The 22,556-nt window shown below is 55.3% G+C and carries 15 protein-coding genes; 10 read left to right on the plus strand and 5 right to left on the minus strand.

The genetic code is table 11. The features are described 5' to 3' along the window. Positions 1-9: 9 nt before the first annotated feature. The 3 genes from cydC to trxB all read right to left on the minus strand — a co-directional run bounded on the left by cydC (position 10) and on the right by trxB (position 4,580). The gene (gene cydC, locus AB6731_RS11790; protein ID WP_371006392.1) at positions 10-1,731 is read right to left on the minus strand and encodes a cysteine/glutathione ABC transporter ATP-binding protein/permease CydC; all 1,722 of its coding nucleotides are present in this window, start codon (positions 1,729-1,731) and stop codon (positions 10-12) included. After that, entirely contained in the window at positions 1,731-3,497 is a 1,767-nt protein-coding gene (gene cydD, locus AB6731_RS11795; RefSeq protein WP_020884832.1) for a cysteine/glutathione ABC transporter permease/ATP-binding protein CydD, read from the minus strand. Before cydD ends, cydC begins: the two co-directional genes overlap by 1 nt. Positions 3,498-3,611: 114 nt before the next feature. Next, the gene (gene trxB, locus AB6731_RS11800; RefSeq protein ID WP_025204565.1) at positions 3,612-4,580 is read right to left on the minus strand and encodes a thioredoxin-disulfide reductase; all 969 of its coding nucleotides are present in this window, start codon (positions 4,578-4,580) and stop codon (positions 3,612-3,614) included. A gap of 544 nt (positions 4,581-5,124) precedes the next feature. On the opposite strand from trxB, the gene lrp reads away from it, so the two are divergent. The 10 genes from lrp to AB6731_RS11850 all read left to right on the plus strand — a co-directional run bounded on the left by lrp (position 5,125) and on the right by AB6731_RS11850 (position 19,246). Next, entirely contained in the window at positions 5,125-5,619 is a 495-nt protein-coding gene (gene lrp / locus AB6731_RS11805) for a leucine-responsive transcriptional regulator Lrp (protein WP_000228469.1), read from the plus strand. Positions 5,620-5,754: 135 nt separating this feature from the next. Then, positions 5,755-9,552 (plus strand): DNA translocase FtsK, encoded by a 3,798-nt coding sequence (gene ftsK / locus AB6731_RS11810; protein ID WP_371006393.1) that lies wholly within the window; start codon positions 5,755-5,757, stop codon positions 9,550-9,552. Positions 9,553-9,679: 127 nt separating this feature from the next. Beyond that, positions 9,680-10,294 (plus strand): outer membrane lipoprotein chaperone LolA, encoded by a 615-nt coding sequence (gene lolA, locus AB6731_RS11815; protein ID WP_014169368.1) that lies wholly within the window; start codon positions 9,680-9,682, stop codon positions 10,292-10,294. A gap of 9 nt (positions 10,295-10,303) precedes the next feature. Beyond that, on the plus strand, positions 10,304-11,647 hold the full coding sequence (gene rarA, locus AB6731_RS11820) for a replication-associated recombination protein RarA (protein ID WP_371006394.1): 1,344 nt from the start codon (positions 10,304-10,306) through the stop codon (positions 11,645-11,647). A 92-nt stretch (positions 11,648-11,739) separates the two neighbouring features. Further along, the gene (serS, locus tag AB6731_RS11825; RefSeq protein ID WP_008499983.1) at positions 11,740-13,032 is read left to right on the plus strand and encodes a serine--tRNA ligase; all 1,293 of its coding nucleotides are present in this window, start codon (positions 11,740-11,742) and stop codon (positions 13,030-13,032) included. A gap of 211 nt (positions 13,033-13,243) precedes the next feature. Beyond that, positions 13,244-15,685 carry a dimethylsulfoxide reductase subunit A gene (gene dmsA, locus AB6731_RS11830; protein WP_181240104.1) on the plus strand — a complete coding sequence of 814 codons (2,442 nt, stop codon included), beginning with the start codon at positions 13,244-13,246 and terminating at the stop codon, positions 15,683-15,685. Positions 15,686-15,695: 10 nt separating this feature from the next. Beyond that, the gene (locus AB6731_RS11835; protein ID WP_014169373.1) at positions 15,696-16,313 is read left to right on the plus strand and encodes a DMSO/selenate family reductase complex B subunit; all 618 of its coding nucleotides are present in this window, start codon (positions 15,696-15,698) and stop codon (positions 16,311-16,313) included. 1 nt (position 16,314) lies between these two features. Beyond that, a complete protein-coding gene (locus AB6731_RS11840; RefSeq protein ID WP_014169375.1) occupies positions 16,315-17,178 on the plus strand; it encodes a dimethyl sulfoxide reductase anchor subunit family protein in 864 nt (287 codons plus the stop codon). A gap of 274 nt (positions 17,179-17,452) precedes the next feature. Beyond that, positions 17,453-18,601, plus strand: coding sequence for an MFS transporter (locus tag AB6731_RS11845; RefSeq protein WP_014169376.1), 1,149 nt, complete (start codon positions 17,453-17,455; stop codon positions 18,599-18,601). A gap of 123 nt (positions 18,602-18,724) precedes the next feature. Further along, a complete protein-coding gene (locus tag AB6731_RS11850) occupies positions 18,725-19,246 on the plus strand; it encodes an anti-virulence regulator CigR family protein (protein ID WP_020884824.1) in 522 nt (173 codons plus the stop codon). 34 nt (positions 19,247-19,280) lie between these two features. On the opposite strand, the gene pflA is transcribed toward AB6731_RS11850, so the two are convergent. Both pflA and pflB read right to left on the minus strand, forming a co-directional pair. After that, on the minus strand, positions 19,281-20,021 hold the full coding sequence (gene pflA, locus AB6731_RS11855) for a pyruvate formate lyase 1-activating protein (RefSeq protein WP_371006395.1): 741 nt from the start codon (positions 20,019-20,021) through the stop codon (positions 19,281-19,283). 204 nt (positions 20,022-20,225) lie between these two features. Further along, positions 20,226-22,508 carry a formate C-acetyltransferase gene (gene pflB, locus AB6731_RS11860; protein WP_014169380.1) on the minus strand — a complete coding sequence of 761 codons (2,283 nt, stop codon included), beginning with the start codon at positions 22,506-22,508 and terminating at the stop codon, positions 20,226-20,228. Positions 22,509-22,556 lie beyond the last annotated feature (48 nt).

Raw genomic sequence — 22,556 nt, forward strand, 5'->3', positions numbered from 1 at the left:
AAATATAGTCTACAGACGCTGTTTAAACTGGTAGTAGCGACCCTGTTTCGCCAACAGTTCTGTGTGACTACCTTGCTCAATAATATGTCCGTTGTCCATCACAATTATCTGATCAAAACTCGCCAGCCCGCGCAGGCGGTGGGTGACCATCAGCACGGTTTTTCCGGTCATAACATGGGCCAGTAAATCAAGGATTTGGCTCTCGGTTGTTGCATCCAGCCCTTCGGTGGGTTCATCAAGCAGCATCAGTGGCGCATCGTGCAACAACGCGCGTGCAATCGCCAGACGGCGCAACTCGCCGCCGGAGAGCTGACGACCGCCTTCCCCGAGCCAGCCGTTCAGCCCGTCGTTCTCAAGCAGTTTTTGCAGCCCAACCTGCTCCAGCATGGCGCGCAGATCATCGTCGGAGGCCTGAGGTGCCGCGAGCAGCAGGTTATCACGCAGCGTCGCGCTGAAGAGGTGCACGCGCTGCGGAACCACGCTCACGGTCTTGCGCAGCGTCTGTTCGCTGAAGTCGGTCAGCGGCGTATCGTTAAACTGAATCTGACCGTGCTGCGGATCCCAGGCACGGGTCAGTAGCTGAAGAAGGGTGGATTTACCGCAACCGGTACGACCGAGGAGCGCAATCCGCTGGCCTGCTTTAACAGACAGCGTGATCCCTTCCAGCGCGTTTTGCGCCTGTTTTTCATAGGCAAAGGTGACGTTATCCAGGGTCAGCGCAACCTGCGTCGGCACGGCGGTCTGAGCGCCGCTGAACGTAACCTCCGGCTCCTGCTCGGCAATCTGAGTGATGCGCAGGGCAGAAGCGATGACCTGCCCGAGATGCTGGAAGGCGCCCGTCACCGGGGCCAGCGCTTCAAACGCGGCCAGGGCGCAGAAAACGAAGAGAGCAATCAGAGGGCCGGGCTGGGTATTTCCACCTACACCACCTGAAGCCATCCACAGCATGGCGATGACCGCCACGCCGCCGATTAACATCATCAACGCCTGGGAGAATGCCGTCAGCTCCGACTGGCGGCGCTGGGCTTCATGCCAGTTCAGCTCAGTGCTTTCCATTTGACTGCGATAACGCGAGCTGGCACCAAAAATGGTCAGTTCCGCCTGTCCCTGCAGCCAGGATGTCAGCTGTTGTCGGTAGTCGCCGCGCAGTCGCGTCAGGTTCTCGCCAGTGGATTTACCTGCACGATAAAACAGCGGTGGCAGGATAATCAGCGTCAGCAGCATGATGCCACCCAGCGTGAGCGCAACGGGAACGTCCAGAACCGACAACCCCAGCGTGACCACCACAATCACCACAAACGCCCCCACGATGGGTGAGATGACGCGCAGGTAAAGGTGATCCAGCGTGTCGACATCGGCTACGACACGGTTGAGTAACTCACCCTGACGAAAACGTGCCAGCCCGGCAGGGGAGAGGGGTAGCAGTTTGCTGAAGGTGTAAATGCGCAGGTGCTGTAGCACGCGGAAAGTGGCGTCGTGGCTGACCAGACGCTCAAAATAACGTCCGGCAGTACGCGTGATTGCGGTGCCGCGAACGCCTGCCGCAGGAAGCATATAGTTAAAGCTGTATAAACCCGCGAACCCCGCGACGGCCGAAGCGGACAAGAACCAGCCGGAGAGCGTAAGCAGACCGATGCTGGCAAGCAGGGTAACAATCGCCAGCACAATGCCCAGCAGCAGCATCCATTTATGGCGTTTATAGAGCGCAAGATAGGGAAGCAGAGCACGCATCAGATATCCTCCTGACGGTTTGCCAGCAGGGTGGCAAACGGGCCCTGCGCGGCAACGAGAGAGGCGTAATCGCCTTGCTCAACAATATGACCATTTTCCATGACCCAGATCTGATCCCAGTCAGCAATACCTTCCAGCTGATGGGTGACCATCAGGGTGGTCTGCTGCCGCGAGGCCGCATTCAGGGCATCCATGACGCGTTGCTCACTGTGTGCGTCAAGGCTCGCTGCTGGCTCGTCGAGCAGCATGAGCTGGCATGGGTTAAGCAGCGCGCGGGCAACCGCCACACGCTGGGCCTGACCGACTGACAGGCCGGCAGACTGGTCACCGACAACGGTATCGACACCCTGCGGAAGCTGCGGCAGAAACTCGCTGACCCAGGCGCGGTCGAGCACGGATTGCAGTTCATCGTCACGCGCATCCGGGCGAGCCAGTAGCACATTGTCTCGCAGCGTGGCGGCAGGAAGCTGAGGGTTTTGTCCCACCCAGCTAAGCTGTTTACGCCAGGCAAGCGGATCGAGATCGCGCAGTTCAGTTTGGTTGATCCGCAGCGATCCGGTGTAGGCCATAAAACCCGATAGCGCATTGAGCAGAGAGCTTTTCCCTGAACCGCTGATGCCTACGAGCACCACACGTTTTCCGGCCGGAAGGGTAAAGTTAAGCGGGCCTGCCAGCACGTTGCCTTCAGGCGACAGAATGGAGAAATCACGCGCTTCAAGGGTAACCGGCTCTTTGGCGTTCAGCGTCACGTCACCGCGTTCCGGATGCGCCAGTGGCGTTTCCATAAACGTCTTCAGGCTGTCAGCCGCGCCCACGGCCTGCGCTTTTGCATGATAGAAGGTGCCCAGATCGCGAAGCGGCTGGAAAAATTCGGGGGCCAGTATCAGCGCAAGGAAACCGGCTGAAAGGGTCACCGCCGTGCCGTAGTGGCCAAAATCCAGCGCGCCGAGATACGAGAAGCCAAAGTAGACTGCCACGAGCGCAATCGACAGCGAGGTAAAGAATTCGAGTACGCCGGAGGAGAGGAACGCCAGACGTAACACTTCCATGGTGCGCTGACGGAAATCCTGCGATGCGAGGCGGATATTTTCAGTTTCCGCTTCACCGCGGCCAAAAATGCGCAACGTTTCCATGCCGCGCAGACGGTCAAGGAAATGGCCGCTTAAGCGACCCAGAGCCAGAAAGTTACGTCGGTTAGCGTCCGCGGCGCCCATGCCCACCAGCGCCATAAACAGCGGGATCAGCGGGGCTGTGCCCAGCAGGATCAGCGCTGCCATCCAGTTGACCGGGAAGATGGCGATGACAATCAGCAACGGAACGAAGACGGCTAGCGCCATCTGTGGCAGATAGCGCGCATAGTAGTCATGCATATCGTCAATCTGCTCAAGGATCAGCGTCGCCCAGCTTCCCGCGGGTTTACCCTGGATCCACGCCGGACCGGCCTCCTGAAGGCGGTCAAGCACCTGACGGCGGATCTCATAGCGGATATGCTGTCCGGCGTGAAAACCCACGCGCTCACGCAGCCAGACCACCCAGGCACGAAGAACAAAAATCAGGATCAGGACGATAAAGGGCAACAGGAGCGCTTCGCGCGGAATGTTCTCCATGATCATGTGATTAAGAATGCGGGCCAGCAGCCATGCCTGGGCAACAATCAACAGACCACTGACAAACCCCAGAAAACGGGAGATTGTTAGCCAGCGGCGGGAAAGAACGCTTTGCTGTTTCAGCCAGCGTGTTAACTCTTGTTGACGGGTTTTTTCCATTGCGTACTTAGCAGGTGACGTTATTAGAAGTTGGGCAGCGCAATGTTACAACGGAGAGACAATAAAGGCGACTTATCGCCGCCTTTATTTACGTTTGTTACTGACTTGTAAAGATTATTTACCTTGTTCCGCCAGCCCGTCGAGGTAGCGTTCAGCGTCCAGCGCGGCCATACAGCCGGTGCCAGCAGAGGTGATCGCCTGACGGTAGATATGGTCCATCACATCGCCAGCAGCGAATACGCCAGGAATGCTGGTCTGGGTCGCGTTGCCGTGAATACCGGACTGCACTTTGATGTAGCCGTTTTCCAGCTCCAGTTGCCCCTCGAAAATCGCGGTGTTCGGGCTGTGACCGATCGCCACAAACAGACCCGCCACTTCCAGCGTTTCGACGTTATCGGTGTTCTGGGTATCACGAATACGCAGACCGGCAACGCCCATCTGATCGCCCGTGACTTCTTCCAGGGTACGGTTGGTGTGCAGCACGATATTGCCACTCGCCACTTTATCCATCAGACGTTTGATCAGGATCTTCTCTGCGCGGAAGGTGTCACGACGGTGGATCAGGTGCACTTCAGAGGCGATGTTCGCCAGATAAAGGGCTTCTTCCACGGCAGTGTTGCCGCCACCGATAACCGCCACTTTCTGGTTGCGATAGAAGAAACCATCGCAGGTTGCGCAGGCGGAGACGCCACGGCCTTTGAATGCTTCTTCAGACGGCAGACCGAGGTAACGAGCAGAAGCGCCGGTCGCGATGATCAGCGCATCACAGGTGTACTCGCCACTGTCGCCCGTCAGACGGAACGGACGGTTCTGCAGGTCAACCTTGTTGATATGATCGAACAGAATTTCGGTTTCGAATTTCGTCGCATGCTCGTGCATACGCTCCATCAGCAGCGGCCCGGTCAGGTCGTTCGGGTCGCCTGGCCAGTTTTCCACTTCCGTGGTGGTGGTCAGCTGACCGCCTTTTTCCATGCCGGTAATCAGAACCGGTTGCAGGTTAGCGCGTGCAGCATAGACCGCCGCGGTATATCCCGCAGGTCCAGAACCAAGAATTAGCAGCTTACTGTGTTTGGCCGTGCCCATGAGATCCCCATTGTTGTTGGCAGACATTTGGCTGGATTGTAGGGAATTTGTTGTCGTAAAAAAAGAGCGCAGCAATTTTGATATCGATATGTGCAATAGCCAGCGACGATGAATTAAGCGCTATAACATCACGCTTTGCGCCGAAATTCGCTCGTTTGTACGGCAATAAAATGAGGATTAATACCCTGCCGTAATGAATATCCGGCATGTTGTACTAAAAATCGATGTTTTGCTTTGACAATCCCCTGCGCTTTTGCGAAAACATTCAAGGAAGAAAAAAAACCGCGTTAACCGCATGCCGCATAGGCATGCACGTAAATGCCATTTTTACCGGGTCAGTGAAATCTACGCATGGCGTGGACAGACGCCATACGTGATATCGGTGACTGCCTTCGGGCAACGGTCTTCTTACCAACAGAACCCGAATCCGCATCGCGTCTAATACATAACCAGGCGATGTGATGACTAACGGGTACAGGCTCTGAACAGTGATGTGCACAGGGTCCAGGCAGGAGTAGGGAAGGAATACAGAGAGACAATAATAATGGTAGATAGCAAGAAGCGCCCTGGCAAAGATCTCGACCGTATCGATCGTAACATTCTTAATGAATTGCAAAAGGATGGGCGTATTTCCAACGTCGAGCTTTCAAAACGTGTGGGACTTTCCCCGACGCCGTGCCTTGAGCGTGTGCGCCGACTGGAAAGACAGGGTTTCATTCAGGGCTATACGGCTCTGTTGAACCCGCATTATCTGGATGCCTCACTTCTGGTATTTGTTGAGATTACTCTGAATCGTGGTGCGCCGGATGTGTTTGAGCAATTTAACGCCGCTGTACAAAAACTTGAAGAAATTCAAGAGTGTCATCTGGTATCCGGTGATTTCGACTACCTGTTGAAAACCCGTGTGCCTGATATGTCCGCCTACCGTAAGCTGCTGGGTGAAACCCTGCTGCGTCTGCCGGGCGTGAATGACACCCGTACCTATGTGGTGATGGAAGAAGTCAAACAGAGCAATCGTCTGGTTATTAAGACGCGCTAACACGGAACAGGTGCAAAATCAGTGTAGTTTGATTACACTCCTGTTAATCCATACAGCAACAGTGCCGGGGATACCCGGCGCTGTTGTCCGTTTTAGCAAACAGGCAGGATATGCCTGATACCTGGAGAGCCTTTCTTGAGCCAGGAATACACTGAAGACAAAGAAGTCACATTATCGAAGCTAAGCAGCGGACGTCGTCTCCTCGAGGCTTTGCTGATTGTTATTGCCCTTTTTGCCGTCTGGCTGATGGCAGCCCTACTCAGTTTCAACCCCTCAGATCCCAGTTGGTCACAAACCGCCTGGCATGAGCCTATCCATAACTTAGGCGGTGTTCCCGGCGCCTGGCTTGCAGATACGCTCTTCTTCATTTTCGGGGTGATGGCCTACACCCTTCCCGTCATTATCATTGGCGGGTGCTGGTTTGCCTGGCGCCATCGTCAAAACGATGACTATATCGACTATTTCGCGGTGTCGCTGCGCCTGATTGGCGCACTGGCGCTGATCCTCACCTCGTGTGGGCTGGCGGCTATCAACGCCGATGATATCTGGTATTTCGCCTCTGGCGGGGTGATCGGCAGCCTGTTGAGTTCTGCGCTACAGCCCATGCTTCACAGCAGCGGTGGCACGCTTGCGTTGCTCTGCATCTGGGCGGCAGGACTGACGCTGTTCACCGGCTGGTCGTGGGTGAGCATCGCTGAGAAGATCGGCAGCTTTATCCTCACCCTCCTGACCTTCGCCAGCAACCGTACCCGTCGCGACGATACGTGGGTTGACGAAGATGAATATGAAGATGAGTACGAAGAGGAAGACGATGCTCCCGTTCAGCGTCGCGAATCTCGTCGTGCCCGCATTATGCGCGGCGCGCTGGCGCGTCGTCAGCGTGTTGCCGAGAAATTTGCCAACCCGCTAGGCCGTAAAACCGATGCGGCGCTCTTCTCCGGCAAACGCATGGATGAAGACGATCAGGTTGAATATCGTGCAGCCGGTGCGGCTGTCGATCCAAACGATGTGCTCTTCTCCGGCAACCGTGCCACGCCGGGAGCGTTTGATGAATACGACCCGCTGTTAAATGGCCACTCCGTGACCGAGCCGGTCGCTGCAGCGGCCGCCGCCACTACGGCTTCACAGGCGTATGCCGCTCCAGCCGATGCGGTGATGCCTTCAGCACCGGTTCCACCACCCGAATCCGCCATTCAGCAACCTCAGGTGGAGTGGCAAACCGCCCCTGGCGTTCATACGCCTGAGCCGGTTATTGCGCCAGAGCCAGAGAGCTATGTTCCTGTCCAGCAGGAAGCCTGGCAGCAGCCTTATCAGCCGGAGCCGGCATATGAGCCTCAGGGATATCCGCAGTACGCGCAGCCTGCCGCACAGCCTCATCAGGAGTACGTGCCGGAGCCGATTGAACCTGAACAGCCATACGTAGCGCCTCAGCCAGAGCCTGGCGTGGTGGAAGAGGCGAAACCGTCTCGTCCGCCATTGTACTATTTTGAAGAGGTCGAAGAGCGTCGTGCCCGCGAGCGTGAACAGCTGACGGCCTGGTATCAGCCTGTGCCTGAACCGGTGCAGGAGCCTGTAACCAAAGCACCTTCTGTTTCGGTTCCTCCGGTTGATCCAACGCCTGCCGTTGCACCTGTTGCTGAAAGCGTGAAGCAGGCTACAGCGGCAGCCGCCGCGGCTGCCCCGGTCTTTAGCCTCGCCACAGGCGGTGCGCCACGTCCACAGGTGAAAGAGGGCATTGGCCCGCAGTTACCTCGCCCAAACCGTGTCCGCGTGCCAACGCGGCGTGAGCTGGCCTCCTACGGTATCAAGCTCCCTTCTCAGCGTATGGCTGAGGAGAAAGCGCGCGAGAATGAGTATGAAGATGACGTTGATGAAATGCATCAGGATGAACTGGCGCGCCAGTTCGCCGCGCAGCAGCATCAGCGCTATGGCGAAGAATACCAGCATGAAGTGCATCATCCACAAGACGAAGATGACGCGGCTGAGGCGGAATTAGCGCGCCAGTTCGCGGCCACGCAGCAGCAGCGTTATGCCGGTGAGCAGCCCGCCGGAGCGAATCCGTTCTCGCTGTCGGATTTTGAATTCTCGCCAATGAAAGATCTGGTTGATGATGGCCCGAGCGAGCCGCTGTTCACGCCGAGCGCGATGCCGGACGCTGAACCGACGCGTCCGCAGACTGCGCCAGCGCCGCAGGCGTATGCACAGCCGCAACAACCGGCACCGCAGGCGTATGCACAACCGCAGCAACCGGCACCGCAAGCGTATGCACAGCCGCAGCAACCGGCGCCGCAGGCGTATGCACAGCCGCAGCAACCGGCGCCGCAGGCTTACGCGCAACCGCAGCAGCCACCACAGCCGCCGCAGTTCCAGCAGCCTCAGGCACAGCCGCAGGAGAGTCTCATTCACCCGCTGCTGATGCGTAATGGCGACAGCCGTCCGTTGCAGCGTCCAAGCACGCCTCTGCCGTCGCTGGATCTGTTAACCCCACCGCCGGCTGAAGTCGAGCCGGTCGATACCTTTGCTCTTGAGCAGATGGCTCGTCTGGTGGAAGCGCGTCTGGCGGACTTCCGTATCAAGGCTGATGTGGTCAACTACTCCCCAGGGCCGGTGATCACTCGCTTCGAACTTAATCTGGCACCAGGCGTAAAAGCCGCGCGTATTTCTAACCTTTCCCGTGACCTGGCGCGTTCTCTGTCGACCGTGGCGGTGCGTGTTGTAGAGGTTATTCCGGGTAAACCTTACGTCGGTCTTGAACTGCCGAATAAGAAACGTCAGACCGTTTACCTGCGCGAAGTCCTGGATAACGCGAAGTTCCGCGACAACCCGTCACCGCTGAGCGTGGTTCTGGGTAAAGATATTGCGGGCGAGCCGGTGGTGGCCGATCTGGCAAAAATGCCTCACCTGCTGGTGGCAGGTACCACCGGCTCCGGTAAATCCGTCGGTGTGAACGCCATGATCCTCAGCATGCTCTATAAAGCGCAGCCGGAAGATGTTCGTTTCATCATGATCGACCCGAAAATGCTGGAACTGTCGGTCTATGAAGGTATCCCGCATCTGCTGACAGAAGTGGTTACCGACATGAAAGACGCGGCCAATGCCCTGCGCTGGAGCGTTAATGAGATGGAGCGTCGCTACAAGCTGATGTCTGCGCTGGGCGTGCGTAACCTTGCCGGTTATAACGAGAAAATCGCCGAGGCGGCACGGATGGGTCGTCCGATTCCGGACCCTTACTGGAAACCGGGCGACAGCATGGATGCCCAACATCCGGTGCTGGAAAAACTGCCTTACATCGTCGTGCTGGTGGATGAATTCGCTGACCTGATGATGACCGTCGGTAAAAAAGTGGAAGAGCTGATTGCACGTCTGGCGCAAAAAGCGCGTGCGGCCGGCATCCACCTGGTTCTGGCGACGCAGCGTCCGTCTGTGGACGTTATTACGGGTCTGATCAAAGCGAACATTCCAACCCGTATCGCGTTTACCGTATCGAGCAAAATTGACTCGCGTACTATTCTCGACCAGGGTGGCGCGGAGTCGCTGCTGGGTATGGGGGACATGCTTTACTCTGGCCCGAACTCCACCTCTCCGGTGCGTGTTCACGGCGCATTTGTTCGCGACCAGGAAGTTCACGCCGTGGTGCAGGACTGGAAAGCGCGCGGTCGTCCGCAATATGTTGATGGCATTACCTCCGACAGCGAAAGCGAAGGCGGCGGTGGTGGCCTGGACGGCGGCGAGGAGCTGGATCCGTTATTCGACCAGGCGGTTAACTTCGTCACCGAAAAACGTAAAGCCTCTATCTCGGGTGTGCAGCGTCAGTTCCGCATCGGCTACAACCGCGCAGCGCGCATCATCGAGCAGATGGAAGCGCAGGGCATTGTGAGCGAGCAGGGGCACAACGGTAACCGTGAGGTGCTGGCACCGCCGCCGTTTGATTAACCTTCAGTGATTGCAAAGAAGGGTAAATCAGCCAAAATTAAGCATTTTCTTCTGTCGCCTGCCTTCGGGCAGGTACACAATAGAGGGCAGAACCCCATATCGGGATGACGTATTTTAAGGAATAACAATGAAAAAAATCGCAATCGCCTGTGCATTACTCACCAGTTTTGTCGCCAGCAGCGTCTGGGCTGATGCGGCAAGCGACCTTAAAAGCCGACTGGATAAAGTGAGCAGTTTCCACGCCAGCTTCACGCAAAAAGTGACTGACGGCAGTGGCAATGCGGTGCAGGAAGGTCAGGGGGATTTGTGGGTAAAACGCCCGAATCTGTTTAACTGGCATATGACTCAGCCGGATGAGAGCATCCTGGTTTCTGACGGTAAGACCCTGTGGTTCTACAACCCGTTTGTCGAGCAGGCTACTGCGACCTGGCTGAAAGACGCGACCAGCAATACGCCTTTTATGCTGATTGCGCGTAACCAGTCCAGCGACTGGCAGCAGTACAACATCAAACAGAATGGTGATGAGTTTGTTCTGACGCCGAAAGGCAGTAATGGCAACCTGAAACAGTTCACCATCAACGTGAGCACCAACGGAACCATCAATCAGTTTGGTGCGGTTGAGCAGGACGACCAGCGTAGCAGCTACCAGCTCAAGACCCAGCAAAATGGCGCGGTTGACGCGTCTAAATTCACCTTTACCCCGCCGCAGGGCGTAACGGTGGACGATCAGCGCAACAAGTAAGAGGCATGAGTGAGCAATCTGTCGCTCGATTTTTCTGAGAATGCGTTTCAACCTCTGGCCGCTCGTATGCGGCCAGAAAATTTAGCGCAGTACACCGGCCAGCAACACCTGCTGGCTGCGGGGAAACCCTTGCCGCGTGCCATTGAGGCCGGGCATCTGCACTCCATGATCCTCTGGGGGCCACCCGGTACAGGCAAAACCACGCTCGCGGAAGTTATCGCCCGCTATGCTAACGCGGATGTCGAGCGCATCTCGGCGGTCACGTCCGGCGTGAAGGAGATCCGCGAGGCGATTGAACGTGCGCGGCAAAACCGCAATGCCGGGCGACGTACCATTCTCTTTGTCGACGAAGTTCACCGTTTCAATAAAAGCCAGCAGGATGCTTTCCTGCCGCACATTGAAGACGGCACCATTTTCTTCATCGGTGCCACCACCGAAAACCCGTCGTTTGAGCTCAATTCCGCACTGCTTTCCCGTGCACGTGTTTACCTGCTCAAATCCCTGACCGTGGAGGATATTGAACAGGTTCTCACGCAGGCGATGAACGATAACGCGCGCGGCTACGGCGGGCAGGATATCGTTCTGCCTGACGACACGCGCCGGGCGATCGCTGAACTGGTTAACGGCGACGCCCGCCGGGCACTCAATACGCTGGAAATGATGGCCGATATGGCCGAAGTGGATGCGTCCGGCAAACGGGTACTGAAACCGGCGTTGCTCACCGAGATCGCCGGGGAGCGCAGCGCGCGTTTCGACAATAAAGGCGATCGGTTTTACGATCTAATTTCGGCACTGCATAAGTCCGTGCGCGGCAGCGCGCCCGATGCGGCGCTTTACTGGTATGCCCGCATTATCACCGCCGGTGGCGATCCGCTGTATGTGGCCCGTCGCTGCCTGGCGATTGCCTCTGAAGATGTCGGGAATGCCGACCCGCGCGCCATGCAGGTGGCTATTTCGGCCTGGGACTGTTTTACCCGCGTCGGGCCTGCTGAAGGCGAGCGTGCTATCGCTCAGGCGATTGTTTATCTGGCCTGCGCACCGAAAAGTAACGCTGTCTATACCGCCTTTAAAGCGGCCATGTCCGACGCTCGTGAACGCCCGGATTATGACGTGCCGGTACATCTGCGCAATGCGCCGACCAAACTGATGAAAGAGATGGGGTATGGGCAGGAGTACCGCTACGCCCACGACGAACCCAATGCCTACGCCGCCGGGGAGGAATATTTCCCGCAGGAGATGGCACAAACCCGCTATTATCACCCCACAAACAGAGGTCTTGAAGGCAAGATTGGCGAAAAGCTCGCCTGGCTCGCCGGACAGGATCAAAATAGCCCTATAAAACGCTACCGTTAGTGCGATCGTTGCGGTAATGTTGGCAATGTATCCCTGTGGCCGCAGGCTGTGGTCACATTTTCCTATTTTAATTCGATAAGCACAGGATAAGCATGCTCGATCCCAATCTGCTGCGTAATGAGCCAGACGCAGTCGCTGAAAAACTGGCACGCCGGGGCTTTAAGCTGGATGTAGATAAGCTGCGCGCTCTTGAAGAGCGTCGTAAAGTTCTGCAGGTACAAACTGAAAATCTGCAGGCAGAGCGTAATTCTCGATCGAAATCCATCGGCCAGGCGAAAGCGCGCGGGGAAGACATTGAGCCATTACGCCTGGAAGTGAACAAACTGGGTGAAGAGCTGGATCAGGCGAAAGCGGAGCTGGACGTGCTTCAGGCCGAGATCCGTGATATCGCGCTGGCGATCCCGAACATTCCTGACGATAGCGTACCTGTCGGTAAAGATGAAAACGACAACGTTGAAGTGAAACGCTGGGGCACGCCTCGCGAGTTCGATTTCGAGGTTCGCGATCATGTGACCCTGGGCGAAATGCATGCCGGCCTGGACTTTGCGGCCGCAGTTAAGCTGACCGGTTCTCGCTTCGTTGTGATGAAAGGCCAGATTGCTCATCTGCATCGCGCTCTGGCGCAGTTTATGTTGGATCTGCACACCGAGCAGCACGGTTACAGCGAAACCTACGTCCCGTATCTGGTTAACCACGATACGCTGTACGGTACTGGCCAGCTGCCAAAATTTGCCGGCGATCTGTTCCACACCCGTCCGCTGGATGAGGAAGCTGACAGCAGCAACTACGCGCTGATCCCAACTGCGGAAGTGCCGCTGACTAACCTCGTACGTGATGAGATCATCGACGAAGACGACCTGCCAATCAAACTGACAGCACACTCACCGTGCTTCCGTTCTGAAGCGGGTTCTTACGGTCGCGACACGCGTGGTCTGATCCGTATGCACCAGTTCGACAAAGTAGAGATGGTGCAGATTGTCCGCCCGGAAGAGTCGATGGACGCGCTGGAAGAGATGACCGGCCACGCTGAGAAAGTGCTGGAGCTGCTGGGTCTGCCGTACCGTCGTATGGCGCTGTGCACCGGTGATATGGGCTTTGGTGCCTGCAAAACCTTCGACCTGGAAGTCTGGGTTCCTGCGCAGAATACCTACCGTGAAATCTCTTCCTGCTCTAACGTCTGGGATTTCCAGGCGCGTCGTATGCAGGCACGTTGCCGCAGCAAGTCTGACAAGAAAACCCGTCTGGTGCATACCCTGAACGGTTCTGGTCTGGCTGTCGGTCGTACACTGGTTGCCGTGCTGGAAAACTATCAGCAGGCGGACGGTCGTATTGAGATCCCTGAAGTGCTGCGTCCATACATGAAAGGCCAGCAGTACATCGGTTAATGATTTGACGTGAAACAAAAAAGCGCCTCAGGGCGCTTTTTTTATACCTTAGAATTGATACGACGCAATAACCCCTCCCTCCAAAGTAGTAATACTCCTCCGAATGAAAGTCAGCATAAAAAACCAATAACGAAGTCATTCGTTATATATAAAACTATATAGCGGCTTATGCCGCCTCTCTTTTCTTTGTGAGCAACCAAAGTGAGTCTCTATGAAAATCAAAGCGCCTGAAGCGTTAATGGCTGCCGAGGTCACTCGCCGTGGGTTGATGAAAACCACGGCAATTGGTGGTCTGGCCGTTGCCAGCAGCGCCTTTACGCTCCCTTTTTCTCGTCTGGTGTCGGCGGCGGATGCACTGTCCCCGGCCACCCCGGAAAAAGTGGTGTGGAGTGCCTGTACCGTAAACTGCGGTAGCCGTTGTCCACTGCGTATGCATGTGGTGGATGGTGAGATTAAATATGTCGAAACCGATAATACCGGGGACGATAACTACGAGGGGTTACATCAGGTCCGCGCCTGCCTGCGCGGCCGTTCAATGCGTCGTCGCGTTTATAACCCGGACCGCCTGAAGTATCCGATGAAACGCGTTGGCAAGCGTGGAGAAGGGAAGTTCGAGCGCATTAGCTGGGATGAAGCCTACGACATCATCGCGACGAACATGCAGCGTCTGATCAAAGACTACGGCAACGAATCCATCTATCTGAACTATGGTACCGGGACGCTCGGCGGCACGCTGACCCGCTCCTGGCCACCGGGAAAAACGCTGGTGGCCCGTCTGATGAACTGCTGCGGCGGTTATCTGAACCATTATGGCGACTACTCTTCGGCGCAGATTGCCGCCGGTCTGAACTACACCTACGGTGGCTGGGCAGACGGTAACAGCCCGTCTGATATCGAAAACAGTAAGCTGGTGGTGCTGTTCGGCAACAACCCGGGTGAAACGCGCATGAGCGGTGGCGGGGTAACGTACTACCTCGAACAGGCGCGCGCCAAATCGAATGCCCGCATGATTATTATCGACCCGCGCTATACCGACACCGGAGCAGGGCGTGAAGATGAGTGGATCCCGATTCGTCCTGGCACCGATGCTGCGCTGGTCTCCGCGCTGGCGTGGGTGATGATCACTGAAAATCTGGTCGATCAGCCGTTCCTCGATAAATACTGCGTCGGTTATGACGAGAAAACATTGCCAGCCAGCGCGCCGGCTAATGGCCACTATAAGGCCTATATTCTCGGTCAGGGCAGCGACGGTATTGCCAAAACGCCGGAATGGGCGTCCACCATCACGGGAATTCCGGTAGACCGTATTGTTCAACTGGCACGCGAGATTGGCTCGGCTAAACCGGCCTATATTAGTCAGGGCTGGGGTCCACAGCGTCATGCGAACGGTGAAATTGCCACCCGTGCCATTTCGATGCTCGCCATTCTGACGGGTAACGTGGGCATTCATGGCGGTAACACCGGTGCGCGTGAAGGCTCCTATGAAGTGCCGTTTGAACGTATGCCGACGCTGGAAAACCCGGTTCAGACCAGTATCTCCATGTTTATGTGGACTGATGCCATTGAACGCGGCCCGGAAATGACTGCGCTGCGTGACGGCGTGCGGGGTAAGGACAAACTGGATGTCCCGATCAAGATGATCTGGAACTACGCCGGAAACTGTCTCATCAACCAGCACTCTGAAATTAACCGCACCCATGAAATCCTGCAGGATGACAAGAAGTGCGAGATGATTGTGGTGATCGACTGCCACATGACTTCTTCGGCAAAATATGCCGATATTATTCTCCCGGACTGCACGGCCTCTGAGCAGATGGATTTCGCGCTGGATGCCTCCTGCGGCAACATGTCCTATGTCATCTTTACCGATCAGGCCATTAAACCTCGCTTTGAGTGCAAAACCATCTATGAGATGACCTCTGAGCTGGCGAAACGTCTTGGCGTTGAGCAGCAATTTACCGAGGGGCGCACGCAGGAAGGGTGGATGCGTCATCTGCATGAACTCTCCCGCAAAGCGATCCCTGACCTCCCGGATTTCGATACCTTCCGTGAGCAGGGGATGTACAAACAGCGTGATCCGGAAGGCCACCACGTGGCGTACAAAGCTTTCCGTGACGATCCGCAGGCCAATCCGCTGACCACGCCATCGGGCAAAATTGAAATTTATTCAGAAGAGCTGGCAAAAATTGCCTCTACCTGGGAGTTGCCGGAAGGGGATGTTATCGATCCGCTGCCGATCTACACGCCGGGCTTTGAAAACTACAACGATCCGCTGACCGCGAAATTCCCGCTGCAGTTGACCGGCTTCCACTACAAAGCGCGTGTTCACTCCACCTATGGCAACGTCGACGTACTGAAAGCTGCCTGCCGTCAGGAGATGTGGATTAACCCGATGGATGCCAAAGCCCGTGGGATCAGCAATGGCGACCGCGTGCGCATCTTTAACGGTCGCGGTGAGGTACACATTGAAGCCAAGGTGACTCCGCGCATGATGCCTGGCGTTGTCGCGCTGGGGGAAGGGGCCTGGTATAGCCCGGATGCGAATGGCATCGACCAGGCAGGCAGTATTAACGTACTGACCACGCAGCGTCCGTCGCCACTGGCGAAGGGCAACCCGTCCCACACGAACCTTGTTCAGGTTGAAAAGGTGTAAGGAGTAACCGATGACAACCCAGTATGGATTTTTTATTGATTCCAGCCGCTGCACCGGGTGCAAAACCTGCGAGCTCGCCTGCAAGGATTACAAAGATTTAACCCCGGACGTCAGCTTCCGCCGTATTTATGAATACGCGGGCGGTGACTGGCAGGAAGACAACGGTGTCTGGCACCAGAACGTGTTTGCCTACTACCTGTCGATTGCCTGCAACCACTGCGAAGACCCGGCCTGCACCAAGGTCTGCCCGAGCGGGGCGATGCACAAGCGTGACGACGGGTTTGTGGTGGTGGATGAAGATGTCTGCATCGGCTGTCGCTACTGCCACATGGCCTGTCCGTACGGTGCCCCGCAGTACAACGCCGCCAAAGGGCATATGACCAAGTGCGACGGCTGCCACACTCGCGTGGCAGACGGCAAAAAGCCGATCTGCGTGGAGTCCTGTCCGCTGCGTGCGCTGGACTTCGGTCCTATCGACGAGTTGCGTAAAAAACATGGTCAGTTGGCAGCCGTCGCGCCGCTGCCGTCCGCGCACTTCACGAAGCCAAGCATCGTGATTAAACCTAACGCCAACAGCCGCCCGACAGGGGATACCACCGGCTACCTGGCAAACCCGAAGGAGGTGTGAGATGGGAAGTGGATGGCATGAATGGCCGCTGATGATCTTCACGGTCTTTGGGCAGTGTGTGGCGGGCGGTTTTATTGTCCTCGCGCTGGCGCTGCTGAAAGGGAATCTTACTGCTGAGCAACAACAACGTTTAGTGTTGAGTATGTTTGGCCTGTGGGTGCTGATGGGAATTGGCTTTATTGCCTCTACGCTGCACCTCGGCTCACCAATGCGCGCGTTCAACTCCCTGAACCGGGTGGGCGCGTCGTCACTCAGTAATGAAATCGCCAGCGGGGCGATCTTCTTTGCTGTGGGTGGGCTGGGTTGGCTGCTGGCAGCACTGAAGAAGTTGCCGGCAGGGCTGCGCAGCGTGTGGCTGATTGTCACGATGGTGCTGGGCGTGGTGTTTGTGTGGATGATGGTGCGGGTTTATAACACCATCGACACCGTGCCGACCTGGTACAGCATCTGGACGCCGATGAGCTTCTTCCTGACGCTGTTTATTGGTGGGCCGCTTCTTGGCTTCATGCTGCTGCGCGTAGCGGGTGTTGACGGTTGGGCGATGCGTTTGCTGCCTGTCGTTTCACTGCTGGCGCTGGTGGTGAGCGCAGTCGTCACCCTGATGCAGGGCGCGGAGCTGGCAACCATTCACAGCTCTGTTCAGCAGGCGTCTGCCCTGGTGCCGGCATACGGCTCGCTGATGGCCTGGCGCGTGGTACTGCTGGTGGCGGCACTGGTGTGCTGGATTGTGCCTCAGCTTAAGGGGTATCAACCCGCGCTGCCGCTCCTGTCACTGGCTTTTGTGCTGGTCCTCGCAGGTGAACTGATCGGCCGCGGTGTGTTCTACGGTTTGCATATGACCGTAGGTATGGCCGTCGCCAGTTAGCGTTGCCGTGGGTGAGATAAAGCCGGGACGGAGCGCCCGGCTTTTTTTATTTTAATCATGAAATTTTTCGACTGACGTTTTGTTTTCACTTCGGGCATTAATAAATAAAAACAGATACATAATTCATATCTATAGCAGGCGTTGCATTAGCAGGATAAGTTTTTTAAATCGACAGGGAACATATCGTGCGTGGCGGTGAAATCAGTGGATTGACTTTGTTTTTGCCAGTGGCATGATGCGCACGAAATCTGAACTTCCTCACGGTTTTTAATCCATGACCATCTATACCCGGCCAGTGCTTTTATTGCTCTGTGGCCTGCTTCTGCTGACCCTGGCGATCGCAGTGTTAAATACGCTCGTCCCGCTGTGGCTCGCCCATGAAAACTTACCGACCTGGCAGGTGGGTATGGTCAGCTCGTCCTTTTTTACTGGCAACCTGCTGGGTACGCTGGTTACAGGAAGCCTGATTAAACGCTTTGGTTTTAACCGCAGCTATTATCTGGCCTCGCTGCTCTTCGCTGTCGGATGTGCCGGGCTGGGCCTGATGGTCGGCTTCTGGAGCTGGATGGTATGGCGCTTTATCGCCGGAGTGGGTTGCGCGATGATTTGGGTGGTGGTTGAAAGCGCGCTGATGTGCAGCGGCACGTCACGTAACCGCGGACGCCTGCTGGCAGCCTATATGATGGTTTATTACATCGGTACCGTGCTTGGTCAACTGATGGTGAGCAAACTGCCAACCGACCTGATGAGCGTTTTGCCGTGGGTGACGGGAATGGTGCTGGCAGCAATCCTGCCGCTGCTCTTTACGCGCATTGTGAACCAGAACAGCGAACACCAGGAAGCAACCCACGTCTGGCCAATGCTGAGACTGCGTCAGGCGCGCCTTGGCGTTAACGGCTGTATTATCTCCGGAATTGTGCTTGGTTCACTGTATGGCCTGATGCCGCTTTATCTGAACCATCAGGGCGTCAGCGATTCCGGGATCGGTTTCTGGATGGCGGTGATGGTGAGTGCGGGGATTGTCGGTCAGTGGCCGATTGGACGCTTGGCCGATCGCTTTGGTCGCCTGCTGGTGCTGCGTGTTCAGGTTTTTGTGGTGATCATGGGCTGTCTCGCCATGCTCAGCAATGCGGCGATGGCGCCTGCGCTGTTTATTCTGGGTGCCGCAGGTTTTACGCTCTATCCGGTCGCGATGGCCTGGGCCTGTGAGAAAGTTGAACACCACCAGTTAGTGGCAATGAACCAGGCGTTGTTACTGAGCTATACCATCGGCAGCCTGCTGGGACCGACCTTTACCGCGATGCTGATGCAGAATTACTCCGACAATTTGCTGTTTATTATGATCGCCAGCGTATCGTTTATTTATCTCTTAATGCTGCTGCGCAAAGTGGGAGAACACCCGACGCCTGTGGCGCATGCCTGATTAATAAAAAGCCAGTCGATGACTGGCTTTTTTGTCCCCATCACATATAAGACTTTTACGTATTGTTTGTTTATTGCACCAGGCGATAATTCAGGTGAGTTATATCACTAAAAGGCAACAATCATGTCTACTCGTCGTTTTACCACTACCGCTCTGGCAGTAGTGTTGTCTTTAACGTTTGCTGCAGCTCCGGTCATGGCTAACCCGGGTAACGGGAATGGCAGTGGTCACGGGAACAGTGGCGGACAAGGTAATGGCGGCAGTCACGGCAATTCCGGTAGTCATGGCAACGGAAATTCCGGTACCCACGGTAATAAACAAAATAACGGTCAGGAAAATCCAGGTAAATCGAATAAAAGCGTCAGTGACGATGTCGACGCCCGTGTGAGCTTCGATCATGCCCGTCACCTGGCACTCAATTACGGCTTAACAGGTTATGAGTCACTGCCTCCGGGTATTGCGAAAAACCTCGCACGCGGTAAACCGCTCCCTCCGGGCATTGCGAAGAAAACCGTGCCGGCTTCTATGCTGGGCCAGCTTCCTTCCTATCCTGGTTATGAATGGCGTGTCGTCGGTGACGATCTGGTCTTAATTGCGCTGAGTACTGCGGTTGTGACCACCATTATTAATGGCGTCTTCAGATAATATAAAAAAGGCCCGGTTCTCACCGGGCCTTTTCTTAATACATTACCTTGTGGCCGTACTGTTCAAGAATACCTTTCACGCGTTCCATCGTCTCTTTCTTCGGCGGCTTAACGCCATCGAGTTTATATTCTTCACCCATGGCGACCCACTTGTGTTTACCCAGTTCGTGGTAGGGCAGAAGCTCAATTTTCTCAACGTTGCCCATATCGCGGGTAAATTCTCCCAGCCGATGCGCGGAATCGTCATCATCTGACCAGCCAGGTACAACAACATAGCGGATCCAGGTTTTGATGCCTTTCCCGGAGATGTAATTGGCGAACTCCAGCGTACGGTGGTTGGAAACACCCACCAGATTTTGGTGGATCTCATCGTTCATCTGTTTGAGATCGAGCATCACCAGGTCGGTGACGTCGAGCAGTTCATCAATGACCGGATCGTAGCGGCGGACAAAACCGTTTGTATCGAGACAGGTATGAATGCCTTCTTTGCGACAGGCGCGGAACCAGTCGCGCACGAATTCGGCCTGCAGAATGGCTTCACCGCCGGAAGCGGTTACGCCGCCGCCGGATGCGTTCATAAAGTGACGATAGGTCACCACCTCTTTCATCAGTTCTTCGACGGTCACTTCTTTGCCGCCGTGCGTATCCCAGGTGTCACGGTTATGGCAGTAAAGGCAGCGCATCAGGCAGCCCTGGAAAAAGGTGATAAAGCGGATACCCGGGCCATCGACAGTGCCACAGGATTCAAAGGAGTGAATGCGACCAATAATTGACATTGCGGTGATATCTCCAGCATCGGCCCGTCCGGGGCCTGTGTATGCACAGCTCAAAACCGGCTGTGTTTAAGTCTGTTTTGGCTGTTATCCATAGAGTATAGATAGCGGACAAAAGAGACTGTGATGGAGAGAGTGTTAAAAAGGCCCCACGTATGTGGAGCCTTTATTGTACGCCTTTTAACGCGTGATTTCAGTCAATTCCACTTACATGGACTGAGTGAAAGTACGGGTGATAACGTCCTGCTGCTGTTCTTTCGTCAGGGAGTTAAAACGTACTGCGTAGCCGGATACACGGATGGTCAGCTGAGGATATTTCTCAGGGTGTTCCATCGCATCAAGCAGCATTTCACGGTTCATTACGTTCACGTTCAGGTGCTGACCACCTTCAATGGACGCTTCGTGGTGGAAGTAACCATCCATCAGACCCGCGAGGTTAGTTTTACGTACTTCGTCGTCTTTACCCAGCGCATTTGGCACGATAGAGAAGGTGTAAGAGATACCATCTTTCGCGTAAGCAAACGGCAGTTTAGCGACGGAGGTCAGAGAGGCAACAGCACCTTTCTGGTCACGACCGTGCATTGGGTTAGCACCAGGACCGAATGGCGCACCCGCGCGACGACCGTCCGGAGTGTTACCGGTTTTCTTACCATACACAACGTTAGACGTGATGGTCAGAACAGACTGAGTCGGGATAGCGTTACGGTAAGTGGTCAGCTTCTGAATTTTCTTCATGAAACGTTCAACCAGGTCAACCGCCATGTCATCAACGCGAGAGTCGTTGTTACCAAACTGCGGATATTCGCCTTCGATTTCGAAGTCAACAGCCAGACCGTCTTCGTCACGAATTGGTTTAACTTTCGCATATTTGATTGCAGACAGGGAGTCAGCCGCAACGGACAGACCTGCGATACCACACGCCATGGTGCGGATAACGTCACGGTCGTGCAGCGCCATCAGAGAGGCTTCGTAGCTGTACTTGTCGTGCATGTAGTGGATAACGTTCAGGGCAGTGACGTACTGTTTAGCCAGCCAGTCCATGAAGTGATCCATACGCTCCATGACTTCATCGAAGTTCAGAACGTCGCCTTTGATTGGTTCAGACTTAGGACCAACCTGCATTTTCAGTTTTTCATCAACGCCGCCGTTGATTGCGTACAGCATGGTTTTCGCCAGGTTTGCACGCGCGCCGAAGAACTGCATTTGTTTACCAACAACCATTGGGCTTACGCAGCATGCGATAGCGTAGTCATCGTTGTTGAAGTCCGGACGCATCAGGTCATCGTTCTCGTACTGCAGAGAAGAGGTGTCGATGGACACTTTAGCGGCGAATTTCTTGAAGTTCAGAGGCAGTTTTTCAGACCACAGAACGGTGATGTTCGGCTCCGGAGAAGGACCCATGGTGTACAGGGTGTTCAGGAAGCGGAAGCTGTTTTTGGTAACCAGAGTACGGCCATCAACACCCATACCACCGATAGATTCCGTTGCCCAGATTGGGTCACCAGAGAACAGCTCATCGTATTCAGGGGTACGCAGGAAGCGAACCATACGCAGTTTCATGACCAGGTGGTCAATCATTTCCTGAGCGTCTTGCTCGGTGATTTTACCCGCTTTCATATCACGTTCGATGTAAGCATCCAGGAAGGTGGATACACGACCGAAGGACATTGCTGCACCGTTCTGAGACTTAACAGCGGCCAGGTAGCCGAAGTAGGTCCACTGGATAGCTTCCTGAGCGTTGGTTGCAGGACCAGAGATATCGCAGCCATATTTAGCCGCCATTTCTTTGATCTGACCCAGCGCGCGATGCTGTTCAGCGATTTCTTCACGCAGACGAATAGTCGCTTCCAGGTTTACACCGTTTTCCAGATCAGACTGCAGGGAAACAAACTGCGCGTATTTGTCTTTCATCAGGAAGTCGATACCGTACAGCGCAACGCGACGGTAGTCACCGATGATACGGCCACGGCCATAGGCATCTGGCAGACCAGTCAGAACGCCAGATTTACGGCAGTTCAGAATGTCTTTGGTGTAAACATCGAATACACCCTGGTTGTGGGTTTTGCGGTATTCGGTGAAGATTTTTTTCAGCATTGGGTCCAGCTCGCGGTTATACGCTTTGCAGGAACCTTCAACCATTTTGATACCACCGAACGGGATGATCGCACGTTTCAGTGGTGCTTCAGTTTGCAGACCAACGATTTTCTCAAGGGCTTTGTTAATGTAGCCAGCATCGTGAGAAGTGATAGTAGAAGCAACGGAGGTGTCAAAATCAACTGGCGCGTGAGTGCGGTTTTCCAGTTTTACGCCTTCCATTACGCTGTCCCACAGCTTGGTGGTCGCGTCAGTTGCACCAGCCAGGAAGGATTCGTCACCTTCATACGGGGTATAGTTTTTCTGAATGAAGTCACGTACGTTTACTTCATTCTGCCAGTCACCTTTCGCAAAACCTTCCCAGGCTGTGGCTAACTTTTCATTAAGCTCGGACATGTAACACCTACCTTCTTAAGTGGATTTTTTATTTACTGCCTGAGATAA

The sequence above is a fragment of the Enterobacter sp. RCC_40 genome (assembly GCF_041360735.1).
In the GTDB taxonomy this organism is placed as follows: Bacteria; Pseudomonadota; Gammaproteobacteria; order Enterobacterales; family Enterobacteriaceae; genus Enterobacter; species Enterobacter ludwigii.